6 protein-coding genes are annotated in these 14,162 nt (G+C 55.4%); 1 reads left to right on the forward strand and 5 read right to left on the reverse strand.

Annotation, left to right across the window (positions count from 1 at the left end):
* Positions 1–6 precede the first annotated feature (6 nt).
* The 3 genes from ispE to FYZ48_RS09295 form a co-directional block, all read right to left on the reverse strand.
* The gene (gene ispE, locus FYZ48_RS09285) at positions 7–921 is read right to left on the reverse strand and encodes a 4-(cytidine 5'-diphospho)-2-C-methyl-D-erythritol kinase (protein ID WP_145042891.1); all 915 of its coding nucleotides are present in this window, start codon (positions 919–921) and stop codon (positions 7–9) included.
* 241 nt (positions 922–1,162) lie between these two features.
* The gene (gene uvrA, locus FYZ48_RS09290) at positions 1,163–8,134 is read right to left on the reverse strand and encodes an excinuclease ABC subunit UvrA (protein WP_149339625.1); all 6,972 of its coding nucleotides are present in this window, start codon (positions 8,132–8,134) and stop codon (positions 1,163–1,165) included.
* Positions 8,135–8,222: 88 nt separating this feature from the next.
* Entirely contained in the window at positions 8,223–8,627 is a 405-nt protein-coding gene (locus FYZ48_RS09295; protein WP_149339627.1) for a hypothetical protein, read from the reverse strand.
* 174 nt (positions 8,628–8,801) lie between these two features.
* Here FYZ48_RS09295 and FYZ48_RS09300 point away from each other — a divergent pair, with 174 nt between their 5' ends.
* Positions 8,802–9,821 (forward strand): DUF368 domain-containing protein, encoded by a 1,020-nt coding sequence (locus FYZ48_RS09300; RefSeq protein ID WP_149339629.1) that lies wholly within the window; start codon positions 8,802–8,804, stop codon positions 9,819–9,821.
* Between the two features lie 13 nt (positions 9,822–9,834).
* On the opposite strand, the gene FYZ48_RS09305 is transcribed toward FYZ48_RS09300, so the two are convergent.
* Together FYZ48_RS09305 and sppA are read right to left on the reverse strand one after the other, a co-directional pair.
* Positions 9,835–12,171, reverse strand: coding sequence for an FG-GAP repeat domain-containing protein (locus tag FYZ48_RS09305; RefSeq protein ID WP_149339631.1), 2,337 nt, complete (start codon positions 12,169–12,171; stop codon positions 9,835–9,837).
* 78 nt (positions 12,172–12,249) lie between these two features.
* On the reverse strand, positions 12,250–14,058 hold the full coding sequence (gene sppA, locus FYZ48_RS09310; RefSeq protein WP_149339633.1) for a signal peptide peptidase SppA: 1,809 nt from the start codon (positions 14,056–14,058) through the stop codon (positions 12,250–12,252).
* Between the last annotated feature and the right edge of the window lie 104 nt (positions 14,059–14,162).

Raw genomic sequence — 14,162 nt, forward strand, 5'->3', positions numbered from 1 at the left:
GCTCATCTATAGTCGGTTCTGGACAACAAATACATGCCCTTTCACTGTGGATCGTAATCGCGCAGCGACCTGGGAAGCCTGTGCCCGATTCTGGCAGACACCAAAATAGGCAGTTCCGCTTCCACTCATCATATGCCCCAAAACAGATTGTTTTGAGAAGTAATCTTTTAAAATTAATATATCCGAATTCAGCTGTTCCGCAGGCGCCTGCAGATCATTCAACATGAGGTGGGAAATTGAATGAAACTGCCCAGAAGCCAGATCACGCGTCAGACGCTCAACCTGATTATTTGAGTGTGTCCCTACTCGACACTGCCGATAAACGTCCGCCGTAGATAAACCCGACTGTGGTCGAGCAATCACAAAGTGGAGACATTGGGGAATGGAAACGGGTTCGATCAGTTCACCTCTTCCCCGACAGATGGCTGCATTGCTCTCTGTGAGAAAGAACGGAATGTCACTCCCCAGCTCGGCCGCCAGACCTCGTAATTCTTCAGGCGACAATCCCAAATGCCAGAGTTGATTGGCAGCGAATAAGGCCGCCGCTGCATCGCTTGATCCCCCACCGAGTCCAGCCTCTGCAGGAATGCGTTTGATCAACTGGATCCGCAATCCCCGCTGTGTTCCCGTTTTTGCCTGAAGTAACCGGACAGCACGCACTACCAAGTTATCTTCACCAGTCGGGATCTGCTGGTCTGTGTCTCGTTGGGGCTGAAGTGAATTCGCTTCGGCAACACTCAACGCAACTTCTGTTGAAGGATCCTCCGTGAAAACTAAAGTGTCGTATATTCCAACCGACAGCATCAACGAAGTAATGTCGTGAAAACCGTCGGGGCGCTTATTATCGATGCTTAAGAACAAATTTAATTTGGCAGGAGCATGAACTGTAACGGAACGTGAATGGGGATAAGAAAAGAGCATCCGTCACATTTCCAAAATTCCTGCGGAACGAATTTCTCGTTATATAAAACAGGTCCTCACATCATGAACTGTGAGAGATAAGAGCGGCTTGACCTGATTTCAATTCGATTGCGATACGACGTTATAGTTTAAAGATGACTACAACGCTGATTATCGTATCTGTTTATTGAAAATTCGTCAACATCTTTTCCCCAGAGAGGGGATTTACTGCTGGTATAACAGAGTCTGTTTATGGTTTCTCTCAGTCGCTGACTGACTTCAGCAGTTGCTGAAATGCCTTCGATTCGACCTGTGCTGACTTCGTAAAGCGAATGCGGGCCTGCTCGTTACCGCGAGAATCGGTTTTGATTTCGCGTTCACTTCCCAGATCAGCAATTTTACCCAGAGTAATTTCTCCGTCGGCGGCCCGAAAAGTGACATCGACCCCTTCCCGCCGCTTCGTATGGATTGTCAGAAACGGTTTGCGTTTGCCGGCCTGAACAAAATTGACCAGTGATTTGCTGTCCCATTGAATCGACGAATCAGCATACGTCTTTTCCAGCACCTCGAAGAGGCTTTCCAGCAGTTCCGGATCCCAGGCAACCCGCTTATTGTTGGGGAAGCCTTTGCGGGAGAGATGCCATTTCTTTTTGAGTACCTTCCAAGGCATGATCTCGTCCGGCTTGATCTCCTCGCGATGAATCAGCCCCAGGAACGATTCTGCCGCCGTTTCCAGGAATTCCTGGAAGGCCGGTGTTTCGATTTCTTCCAGCCAGTGGATGGTGAGTGTGACTTCCTGCCAGGGTCCCTTGAGATTTTTGACCCGCACCCGATTAGACCGCCCGTAGATGGGAAGTTCATCCAGATCGTCCAGCGATTTCAACGCGAGCTGCTCCCGCAGCGGTTCCTGCTGGAACGTATTGCGTTTGACGCGGAAGCTGAGCCTTAACAGCCATTCATCGCCGGTGTTCGCGTGCAGGAACCAGCCCTGCTTTTTCACCGGGCCGTTGACTTCGACAATACTGCGATGGTTCCAGTTGATCTCGCCGAAGCCGTCCTTGTTCTCGATGAAATCAATGATCGATTCGAGGGCGGCCCCTTCCCACTGACAGGCGGCCCCGGAAAGCGAAACGTGATCCTGGGTATGCCAGCGGCGACCATCCTGTTGCCAGGGCATCTGGGCGTCGCGACCGATCTGTTTCAGATCGAGATCCCCTTCCTGTTTTTCGCCGAGGCTCTGTGCATCGAAGACTTCGCGCTCGGTTCGTTGACCGGAAGCGAGAATCGGCTGCAGAATCTCGCCGGTATATGATCGGAGCAGGACCGGCTGTTTTGATTTGCGTTTACTCCGGGACTTCGTCTGCTTCTGATAAGCCTTCGCATGTTCGACCAGTTTTTCGGGTGTGCCGGCGGCGATGATCTGACCGCCGCCGCTGCCGGCTTCCGGACCGACGTCTACCAGCCAGTCTGCGGTCTTGATCACATCGAGATTGTGTTCGATGACAATCACCGTGTTGCCGAGTTCCACCAGGCTGTTTAAAACTTTGAGCAGTTTGGCGATATCGTCAAAGTGGAGACCGGTCGTCGGTTCATCCAGCAGGTAGAGTGTCTTCCCTGTGTTGGGACGTGCGAGTTCTGCTGCCAGCTTCACCCGCTGCGATTCACCGCCGGAGAGAGTGGGCGCCGATTGTCCCAGCGTCAGATAATCCAGGCCGATGGCGCAGAGGGTTTCCATCGTGCGTCGGATAGCGGGAATGTTGCTGAACAGTTCCGCGACTTCGCCGATCGACATCTCCAGCACATCCGCGATGGACTTACCTTTGTATTTAACCGAGAGCGTTTCCTGATTGTAACGTTTACCGTTACAGGTTTCACAGGTCACCCAGACATCGGGCAGGAAGTGCATCTCGATACACCGCTGACCGTTGCCTTCACAGTCTTCACAACGGCCCCCGGAACGGTTAAAGCTGAAGCGACCGGGCTGATAGCCGCGCACCTTCGCTTCCGGCAGTCGTGAGAAGAGTTCGCGGATCTGATCGAACACGCCGGTATACGTCGCGGGGTTCGAAGCGGGGGTGTTCCCCAGCGGTCGCTGATCGACAATGATCGCTTTATTGATCTGATCCAGTCCCAGCAGATCCTGGTAGGGACCGGGGGCTTCCTTGGCGCGATGCAGTTTTTTCGTGACTGCCCGGGCCAGTGTTTCTTCGATGAGCGAACTCTTACCAGATCCGGAAACTCCTGTGATACAGGTAAATGAGCCGAGCGGTATCTGAAGATCGACGGACTGCAGATTGTGGTGGCGGGCGCCGGTCAGTTCCAGCCAGTGTCCGGTGGGCGAGAGCGGAACGTCTGCTTTCCCCTGTTTTTCATAGATCACACGCCGCTCACTGGGGATGGCAATCGTCCTCTGATCGGCCAGATACTGACCGGTCATGGATTTTTTGCTACGCTTCAACTGCTTTGGAGAACCTTTTCCGACAATCGTCCCGCCAAAGCGGCCGGCACCGGGTCCGAAATCATAGAGACGGTCAGACGCCTCAAGCACTTCGCGGTCATGCTCGACCATCACAATTGTATTGCCGATGTCCCGCAGTTTTTTCAGCGTATTAATCAGGCGCGTGTTATCGCGCGGATGCAGACCAATGGTCGGTTCGTCTAGAACATACAAGACCCCGGTCAGCGAACGTCCCACCTGCCCGGCCAGTCGAATGCGCTGACTCTCTCCGCCGGAGAGGGTCGGTAGCGGGCGGCTCAAGGTGAGGTAATCAAGCCCCACATCGACGAGGAACTGCAGACGACTGGTGGCTTCTTTGATCAGGTCGCCAGCGATCTGTTTTTCACGTTTATTGAGTTTCGCCTGTTTGATAAAGCCCAGAGCGGCCTGCAGCGGCAGATCGCAAAACTGGCCAATCGTTTTTCCCTGGAAGCGGACGGCGGCGGCATCCGTGCGGAGGCGGCTGCCATTACAGACAGAACAGGGTACTTCGCCGGTCATCTCGTGCAGACGACTGCGGAACGCGAATGATAATCGCGACGCTTCCTCAATCGCCGGGTAGAGCCCCTTAAACTGGAACTGAATTTTGCCACTCTCATCCAGGGGGATCCAGCGTTCTTCATCGCCGTAGAGAATCACGCGTTGCTGTTTGACCGTCAATTGATTGAAGGGGACGTCCAGGGGAATCCGGAACTGCCGGGCGATGGCTTCCAGTGTCTGAGCAAACGCGGCGTTCGTGCGTGGGTCGGGCCAGGCGGCGACCGCGGCTTCTCCCAGGCTCCGGTTCGGATCGGGAATCAGTTCCGAGAGGTTCGTCCCCAGTTCGGTTCCGAGGCCTTCGCAGTACTCACACCAGCCGAGCGGACTGTTGAACGAGTAATTGTGGGGCGTCAGTTCTTCGAAGCTCTGACCACACTGTTCGCAGAAGTAATACAGGCTGAACGTTTCGAAATCCCATTCCGGTTCCGGCACATCGTCTTCACAGTAGCAGGCATACATCAGCCCTTCCCCAAGAGCCAGCGCCGATTCGACGGAGTCTGCGATGCGGGAGCGATTTTTGGCAGCCACGGTGATGCGGTCGATCACAACTTCGACTTCATGACGACGGCGACGGTCGATATCCGGAACGTCTTCCAGGCGATACGTGGTGCCGTCAATGCGGACGCGACGGAAACCCTGTGTGTTGAGTTTCTCCCAGAGCGTGTCGTATGCCTGCCCGACGTTGATATCGACGGGAGCGAGAATCAGCAGCTTCGTCCCCTCTTCCATATCCAGAATTCGCTGGATGACTTCGTCGGTGGTTTGTGTTTCGACGGGAACGTCACAATCGGGGCAGTACATCTTCCCGAGTCGGGCGTAGAGCACGCGGAGATAATCATAAATCTCAGTGACCGTACCGACCGTGGAGCGGGGAGAATGGCCGGTAGTTTTCTGCTCGATGGCGATTGCCGGGGAGAGGCCGTGAATGTGTTCGAATTTGGGCTTGGGCATCTGCCCCAGGAACTGCCGGGCATAGGCGGACAGCGATTCGACATACCGCCGCTGGCCTTCTGCATAGAGCGTATCCATCGCCAGTGAACTTTTACCGCTTCCGCTGGGACCACAGAAGACGTTCATCTGGTCGCGGGTGATCTGCACATCCAGATTCTGCAGGTTGTGCTGGCCGGCGCCGCGAATCGTGATCTCCCGGCTGTCTTTGGGAGAGGCGCCGTTGGATTTTGGAACGGCGGACTGCCAGCGATGGTGGGGATTATTGAGCGTGAGGGTCTGTCTGCCTCTGGCTTTCGCTGGTGGTTTGGCAGGGACCAGGTCGGTCTGTTCTTTCAGCGCGAGCCCTGTATAAGACCAGGGACAGGCGGCGACTTCTTCTGGTGTGCCCTCGATTAGGATCCGGCCTCCCCCTTCGCCCCCCTCGGGTCCCAGGTCGATGACCCAGTCTGCGGTTTTAATCACGTCCAGGTGATGTTCGACGACGAGCACCGTATTCCCGGCATCGGCCAGGTGGTGCAGGACCTTGAGCAGCAGTTTGACGTCGGCAAAATGCAGACCGGTGGTCGGCTCGTCCAGCAGATAAAAGGTGTTTCCGGTGGAGCGTTTCCCCAGTTCGCGGGCCAGCTTGACCCGTTGGGCTTCACCGCCGGAGAGTGTAGGCGAGGGTTGTCCTAGCTTCAGATAATCGAGGCCGACATCGTGCAGGGATTCGAGCAGCTTCAGAATCTTGGGGACGTTCTGGAAATGTTCGATTGCCTGCTGGATGTCCATGTCCAGGACTTCCGCGATGCTCGCACCTTTGTAACGGATCTCCAGGGTTTCGTGATGGAAACGACGGCCTTCACAGACCGGACAGGGGACCCAGACATCCGCCAGGAAGTCCATCTCCAGCTTGTTGGCACCGTGGCCTTCACAGGCTTCACAACGTCCGCCGGGCACGTTGAAACTGAAGCGTCCCGCTTTGTAGCCCCGCATGCGGGAATCGGGCAGTTTGGCATACAGGTCACGAATCAGGTCGAAGACTTTGACATAAGTCGCGGGATTCGAACGCGGAGTTCGTCCGATGGGAGACTGATCGATGTCGATGGCTTTGTCGATCAGTTCCAGTCCGGTGACTTTCTGATGTTCGCCGGGGTTCCCCTTCCCTTTATTGACCTTCTTATTTAAGACGGGCCAGAGAATATCGTTGATCAGAGAGCTCTTGCCCGATCCACTGACGCCGGTCACGCAGATCACCCCTTTCGTGGGAATCCGCACATCGATGTCTTTCAGGTTATGATGCTTGGCGCCTTTGATGTGGAGCGATTCTTTTTTGACCAGCTTGCGACGGGTTTCCGGGATTTCGATTTTCTCTTTGCCCGACAGGAAGGCGGCTGTCACACTCTCTTTGGCTTTGAGGACATTCTGATAAGAGCCTTCCGCGACGATGTAGCCTCCCCGTACCCCGGGGCCGGGACCGAAGTCCACAATATGGTCTGCAGCCCGCATCGTCTCTTCATCATGCTCGACCACGATGACGGTATTGCCCTGATCGCGAAGATCGCAGAGACTTTCCAGCAGCATCGTGTTGTCGCGGGGATGCAGACCGATAGAAGGTTCATCGAGAATGTAGACCACGCCGACCAGTCCACAGCCAATCTGACCGGCGAGTCGGATCCGCTGGCTTTCTCCGCCTGAAAGAGTCGGTGCAGTCCGATCGAGGGTCAGGTAATTCAGTCCGCAGCGCAGCAGAAAGCCGAGTCGCCCGCGGATTTCTTTGAGAACTTCTTCTGCGATCAGCAGGCCGGTCTGATCGAGGTCCAGCGTTTCGAAGAAATGGGCGGCCTCTTCGATGCTGAAGGCACAGACTTCCGGCAGCGTTCTGGTGACCGGGTCCTTATCTTCCTTTTCGGCATAACTGAGCGAGGCAATCCGGACGTGTCGCGCCTGTGAGTTGAGCCGGGTCCCCTGACAACTGGAGCACTGCACGAAATCCATATATTTTTCGAGCTGTTTCCGCCGCATCGGGTTACTGGTTTTACGATAGCTTTCCAGCAGCTCTTCGACATAACCGTCCCAGGTGCCGCCGTGCTTCCAGACCCCGCCGGAATGACGCCAGCTGAATGTGATGTTCCGCTCCCCCGTTCCAAACAGGAACTGCTGCTTTGCCGCCTCGGGAAGTTCATTCCAGGGGGTTTTGAGGAAACTGTCTTCCGGCATTTTCAGGTCGCGTTCGATGGAACGGGCGACGCCCTGATAGATATGCCGTCGCCACTTGCCGACTTTGCTCAAGGGCCCCAGCAGTTCGAAGGCCCCCTTTTGAATCGACTTTGTCTCGCTGGAGAGAATCGCATCCAGCGGAAAGTCGTACCGCATTCCGAGCCCGTTACATTCGCCGCACATCCCGAGCGGACTGTTGAAACTGAAGAGCTGCGGTGTGGGTGGTTCGTAGCTGATGCCACAATCGGCACAAGCGTAGCGCGAGCTGTAGAGTTTTTCGGGGGCGGGCTGGTCTGTCTCCTGCTGTCCCGGCTGCGATTTTGATGAGACTTCCTCAACGACGATCAATGTACCATTCGACATTTTAAGTGCCAGCTCGACCGATTCGGCCAGTCGGGAGCGACTGACTTTGCCGGCGACCAGGCGATCGATGACCACTTCGATGGTGTGCCGCATCTGGCGATCGAGTTGCAGCTGATCGGAGAGCTGGACCATGCGTCCGTCGACACGGGCCCGCAGAAAGCCCTGTTTGAGCAGGTCTTCGAAGAGGTCTTTGTATTCCCCTTTCTGCTGCTGGATGAGCGGCGCCAGAATCGAATAGCGGGTCTTATCCGGCATCAGGCCGATGGAATCGATAATCCGCTCGCTGCTCTGCGACGTGATCGGCTTGCCGCACTTTTCACAGTAGCCCTGTCCGACCCGGGCGAAGAGCACGCGGAGATAGTCATAGATTTCGGTGATGGTGCCGACAGTACTGCGCGGGTTGCGACCGCTCATCTTCTGTTGAATCGAGATGGAGGGTGCCAGTCCCGAAATGGAGTCGACCTCGGGTTTGGGCATCTGCCCGAGGAACTGCCGGGCATAGCTGGAGAGCGATTCGACGTATCGCCGCTGCCCTTCCGCGTAGAGTGTATCGAAGGCGAGTGAGCTTTTACCCGAACCACTGACGCCCGTCATGACGATCAGGCGATTGCGGGGCAGCTGCACACTGACATTCCGCAGGTTGTGCTCACGGGCACCGGTAATGATGATATCTTTTTGTGACATGGACCGCGTTATACCAGACGGCTGACGCCGGGTTTGAAAACAGCTGACAATGAAGGGATCAAATCGAGCACGGGATTGCAGGGTGGAATCAGATCAGACCATCTCCGAATGATTCGTCTGACTCTTCCGCGGGCTGATCCGGTTCTGCGGAGGCAGACGACTCTGTCTGCTCAGAACTTTCCTGGGGTGGGGCTGCTTCCTGCGCCGTGATCGATTCGGGCTCAACGGAGGGTTCGGCTTCCAGGGAACGTGCCAAGGCTGCAGCACGTTCTGAGGAAGACTGATCGCTCTCTGCCGTTTCAGCAAAATCGAAGTGATAGGGATCTTCGTGCAGTTTTCGCTGTTCCTCGATCAGCTGCATGAAGACGGTTTCCCCGTTGACCTGCGTCGATTTGGCAACCACGTCGCCGCTCAAACGGATCGTCTGACCGGTTTTCGGGCATTTCCAGAGTCGCCTGACATCGAGGTCCAGCTTTAATCCGGGGCCTTTCATGCTGTCTGTCTCTTTGCTGATGGAGGTTCGAAAATCAACACTTTTCAGATGTGTCTGACTAGATTACACTCTGCAACACTATGAAACATACCTGATGCCATATCTCCGGTTCAATTGCTGGCGGCAAAATAATTGAATTGGAAGTTCTTTTGTTCATTAGATCAAGGTTTATCGATGTCTGATTCCGAGCAGTCTGAACCAAGTTCCCCTTCCCGTTTCCCCGCACGTGCGGACCTGGTTCAGGTGGGACGGGGCCTGCTGATGGGGGGCGCGGATATCATCCCTGGCGTTTCCGGCGGAACGGTGGCGTTGATCCTGGGCATCTACCAGCGACTGATTACCGCGATCAGCCACTGTGACGCGCGGCTGTTTCAAATGCTGCTCCGGCGCGAATGGTCGGCTGCGGCCCGGCACCTGGATCTGCGGTTCATCATTCCCCTGGGGTTTGGCATTCTGACCGGGGTCGTCAGCCTGGCGAGCCTGATGCATTACCTGCTCGACTATCATCTGCAACTGACGCTTTCCCTGTTTTTTGGCCTGATTCTGGCTTCGAGTTTCCTGGTCGCCCAGATGGTGCAGCGCTGGACCGTGCTGAACGTGCTGGCCTTCATTGTCTCCACGATTGGTGTATATATTCTGGTGGGAGAACATTCGATAAATCCGCCTGAAGGGAATCTGTATGTCTTCTTCTGTGGCATGATCGCGATCTGTGCAATGATTCTCCCCGGCATCAGCGGCGCGCTGATCCTGATCCTGCTGGGCAAATATCACGATGTGACCGGACTGCTGAAGACGATTCCCAGGGAACTGCTCAAAGGGAACATCGACTGGAACGGCCTGCTGACGGTGCTGGTCTTCGTGCTGGGCTGCCTGCTGGGACTGATCCTGTTCAGCAAGGTGCTCCGCTGGCTGCTGCACAGCTATCACACACTGACGATGGCTGTGCTGTGCGGGCTGATGGTTGGCTCGCTGAGACGGATCTGGCCGTTCAAGGTGGATGTCACGCCTTACACCAGCGATCAGACTCCGGAAATGGTTCCATTCAAGCACCGAATTTACGAAAACATCTGGCCTGAATCATTTGGCGGGATGTTCTGGTCATCGATCGCACTCATCATCGTGGCGGCCCTGCTCGTCTGGGGGCTGGACCGCCTGTCGCAGAAATACGCGATGCACGATTCCTCAGAAATGTAAGCCGACGGGAATTTTACTTCCCATCATCCTGAGGGTAGAGCAGTACGCGGTCGTGACAGAGTAGAATCAGATCTTTACGATTGTCGCCCGTCACATCGGCGATGACTGCTTCGCGGGGATCGACGCCGGTCCGGTTGGAGCGGGAAAAGGTTTTCTCTTCGAAGATCTTGAAATTCAGTGCGTGGCGTAAGCCTGGTTTGTCTTTGAAATTCAGAATTTCAACCTGGTGCGTCCGCAGATCGAGAATGACCACATCGGGAGCACCGTCGCCGTTCAGGTCTCCTGCAACGGAATCGGTAAAGTAGGCCTGGGGCAGTTTCGATTCATACGAGGCGACCTCTTTGAGAGTGGGCGGAGTCTGACCGGAGTACAGAATTCCGAACTGACCGCGACCGAAGAGAACCAGGTCGGGCCGCTGGTCTCCATTCAGATCAGCCACGTGCGCTGAGAGGAGCGGAAACTCGCCGATTTCGACTTCCTTCCAGGGACGATAGACGTTGGATTCTTTACGGAGAATACGCAGTTTCTGGACACCAAGATCGATGAGCACGATTTCATCGCCGGGCTCTCCGTCGAGATCGATATTCACGGCGCCTTCCACGCGGGCCTTGCTTTCGGGGGCATTGAACTGATCGACGACCTGCCATTGATTGTCAGAATTCAGAATCAGTCTGCGGGCGAAGTTGTTTTGGGCGGTGAGGATCCAGTCCCGTTTGGTGCCGCCGATAAAAATGGATTCGGGTTTGATTTCATCGAGGTTGATTCCGCCGGACGGTGTGATCAACTGGGGAGTCTGTTTCGGCGTTAACGTAATCATTTTGGGTGAGCGGGAGAGCCCGTAGAAGGCCATCAGCTCGTAGATGCCGTCGCCATTCGCATCCAGCTTGACCAGCGACTTGGGTGAATCCAGATTCGGCGGGTCGCTGGGAAACTGATATTCGCTCCAGCTGCCATCCTTGTTCAGACGCAGGGCCTGCAGCTGGTAGCTGTAGCCGCGTTTATCGCCGACCTTCGCGACATAGATCAGTTCGGGTGATTGATTCCCGTCGAGATCCGCGAGTTCGAATGCCAGCGGTTCGCCTTTAATGGGAAGCACTTTGGGGAATGAGAGTCGCTGTTTGTCCAGCGCACTGACGCCGATGATCTTTTCGCGTTCGCTGAGCACAAAGACTTCGCCTTTGCCGTCGCCGTTGACGTCTTCAACGCGGAGCTGTTCGACTCCGAGCAGACCGGGATAGGTCTGCCCCAGATCCAGGCCGCGGTCTTTGGTCTGCAGGTAGACGAGCATCTGTGCTGTTTCGGGGTCGGAAACGACGACGTCCGTTAATCCGTCGCCATTGATATCACCGAGGTCAAACCCCCGGTTGCGTCCGGAGCCTTCTTCGCCGAACCCGTAGAGTGTGAGCCGTTTGGAGATTTCACCATTTTTTGCCTGGGCCTTTTCCAGCTGCTGTACTTTGAGGCGACCGGTCTGGGAATCGATGGTGAGGATTTCCGAGCCCGGTTTGCCGTCAATTTCTGAAAGTGTGACCGAGCGGGGGCTGGAGAGTTCGAAGCGGATTTCCGGTCCCAGGTGGCCATCCTGTTTCTGCAAACGGGCACAGAGGACCTGATCTTTGCCATCTCGCGTGGCATAGGTGAAGTCGTTGCGGCCATCGCCGTTGAGGTCAGCGATGGAGGCCAGGCCCAGCTTGGGTGACGTATTCAGGATGGAACGGGGGGTTGCGAAGTCGCCCTTCTCGTCCTGCAGAATGACGTAGGTGTGATTGGTACCAAGTACGATGAGATCGGTCCGCTGATCGAAGTTCAGATCTCCGGCAGCAATCGTCCATTGAGTGGGTTGCAGGTCCGCCAGGCGAATGCGTTTGCGATCGGACCAGCCACCATTTTCGGTCTGGTAGCGGATAATCAGTCGATCGGGAAGTGCGAGATATGCCAGATCGTTGCGGCCGTCGCCGTTAAAGTCGCCGACCGTGAGCGCGGAGATAGAGACATCGACGGGCACCTTGACGTGTTTGAAGCGGGCATCATCGGGAATGAAGTTCACGCCATCGCTGACCTCTTCACTCATCGGATCTTCGTTGCCGGTGCGCTGCTGCAGGATATCGATGCGGCTGTTGCTGTTGTCAATCAGCACCAGATCATTCAGCTTGTCCCCGTTCATGTCGGCGGCGAGCATATTGGAAGAACGATCGGAGAGCTTGAAGAGTTCCAGCGGCTTGAAACCGTAGTAGTCGGCGAGCCGGGGCTTCTCGTCTGCAGAGACGTATGCGGTCATGCCTCCCAGCAGAACCAGCGTGAATACCACCAGGAATGATTTTCCACCTGCGATTTTGAAGCCCTTAAACATCCTGTCTCCCTGCCTGCTGAATTCTGATTCTATATGTAAGTCGATTTCGATTCGATCAACGGCTAAGTCTTCTCTTGCTTAATTTACGCGAAGATCGAACGGCATGATAGTCAATGTCTTCTCACGTGACAGCAGATTGATCAAATCAAACTTTTTCAACTGCTGTGCCAGCTCCGGAGAGAGCAGATTCAGCATGCTTGAGAGCTGACTGGATTGACGGCTCTGGGTATCGGCGGTTCCGAACAGTTGTTCGAAGGGGCTGGTCGGGCGTGGGAGAATCAGTTTCTCGAATTTGTCGCCTTCGGGAATCTTGCCGAGCTTGCGGGCGTATTCGATGGCTTCTTCCAGGGTTCCCAGTTCATCGACCAGACCGATTTTCAGAGCCATCTCGCCGGTATACACGCGACCGCGGGCGAGTTTCTCGAGCTGGTCGTATTTCATTTTGCGGCCCTCGGCGGCTTTCTCGGTGAACTGCTTATAAACCGCGTGGAGCAGTTTGGTGACCGCCGCCTTTTCCGATTCGGTGAAGCCGGTCATCGGACTGAAGGTACCGCTGTTCTTACCACGGGAGATCACACTGGTGGTGATGCCGATCTTGTTATACAGACCTTCGACGGCCAGTTTGCCTCCTACTACGCCGATGGACCCCGTGAGCGTTCCCGGTTCGGCGAAGATCCGTTCGGCTCCCATGGAGATGTAATATCCGCCGCTGGCGGCGACATCGCCCATGCTGACGACCAGCGGTTTTCCGGATTCTTCCAGGGCCCGCCACATCAGGTCGCTGGCCAGGGCACTGCCACCCGGGCTGTCGACGCGAACGACGATGGCTTTGACCTGGTCATCTTTAGCTGCTTTCTCGACGGCCTTGATGAATGTGTCCGAACCGAGCACGTTGACGCCGAAGAGGCCTCCCTGTGAGCTGGAACCGGACATGATGGCACCGGTTGCATAGATCACGGCGACGCGAGGTCCGGAACCGATCCGCTGTGAGGAGTCGATGCCGGCCAACAGGTCCATGAGTTTGATCAGCCCGGCAATCCCGGAGAAGTCGGTGTCGAGGCGTTTCTTGGCATATTTTTTGATGATTTTGACGTCTTTATTTTTGTCTCCCCCGGTAATCAGCTTGGGCAGCTGATCTTCATAGGCCAGGTGGTCGATTAATCCACGCTCCTTTGCGTCCGCGGCCATGTAGGGTCCGGCATCGATGGCGGCTTCGACTTTGTTATCGGCCAGACCGCGGTCTTTGGAAATCGTGTCGACGATCTGCCCGTAGTAGTTGTCCAGAATCGCTTCCATTTCTTCACGGAAGGCGGGACTCATATCGGTGCGGGTATAGGGTTCTGCAGCCGACTTGTATTCACCGACGCGTAACACATCGGGTTTGACATTCAGCCAGTCGAACAGGTTTTTATAGAAGCTGACTTCCGCCCGCAGGCCGAGCAGAATCAGCGAAGCCGATTCGGGCATCACGATTTCATCGCAGGCGGTGGCGAGCATGTAATCCTTGGTCATTCCCGATTCAATCCAGGCGTAGACCTTTTTGTCATTCTTGCGGACCTTCTGGATGGCCTGGCGGATTTCATTCAGCTTGGCCCAACCGACCGATGTCCCTTTGATGTGCAGAATCACCCCGGACAGAGATTTGTCTTCGGAGGCTTTTTCCAGCCGCTGGGTCAATTTGGAGAGTGACTCGGTGACATCACCAAACAGTCCCGGCATCTGGGGCCCTTCGGGATAGTCTCCTTTGATGATGATGTGCGCCCAGTTTTCGCGGATGGGCTTCGATTCCTCTTCCGCGGCGGTGGCCACATTCTGGAACAGACAGAAGCAACATCCCCAGATCAGCAGGAGGGCAAACCAGCGTTTGTTTGGAAAAGTGGATGACATCAGAAATCTCCAATAGAGGGACGCATGTATTGTCTGTTGAACAGGCATGAGCAGCCGGGAGACCGGATACGCCTCACAAACATCAAAATCGTATTAATGACTAT

The organism is Gimesia chilikensis (assembly GCF_008329715.1).
Classification (GTDB): domain Bacteria; phylum Planctomycetota; class Planctomycetia; order Planctomycetales; family Planctomycetaceae; genus Gimesia; species Gimesia chilikensis.

Coding starts and splice junctions, on each gene's coding strand:
- uvrA (WP_149339625.1), bottom strand. CDS start 8,134: ATGTCACAAAAAGATATCATCATTACCGGTGCCCGTGAGCACAACCTG.
- FYZ48_RS09295 (WP_149339627.1), bottom strand. CDS start 8,627: ATGAAAGGCCCCGGATTAAAGCTGGACCTCGATGTCAGGCGACTCTGG.
- ispE (WP_145042891.1), bottom strand. CDS start 921: ATGCTCTTTTCTTATCCCCATTCACGTTCCGTTACAGTTCATGCTCCT.
- FYZ48_RS09300 (WP_149339629.1), top strand. CDS start 8,802: ATGTCTGATTCCGAGCAGTCTGAACCAAGTTCCCCTTCCCGTTTCCCC.
- FYZ48_RS09305 (WP_149339631.1), bottom strand. CDS start 12,171: ATGTTTAAGGGCTTCAAAATCGCAGGTGGAAAATCATTCCTGGTGGTA.
- sppA (WP_149339633.1), bottom strand. CDS start 14,058: ATGTCATCCACTTTTCCAAACAAACGCTGGTTTGCCCTCCTGCTGATC.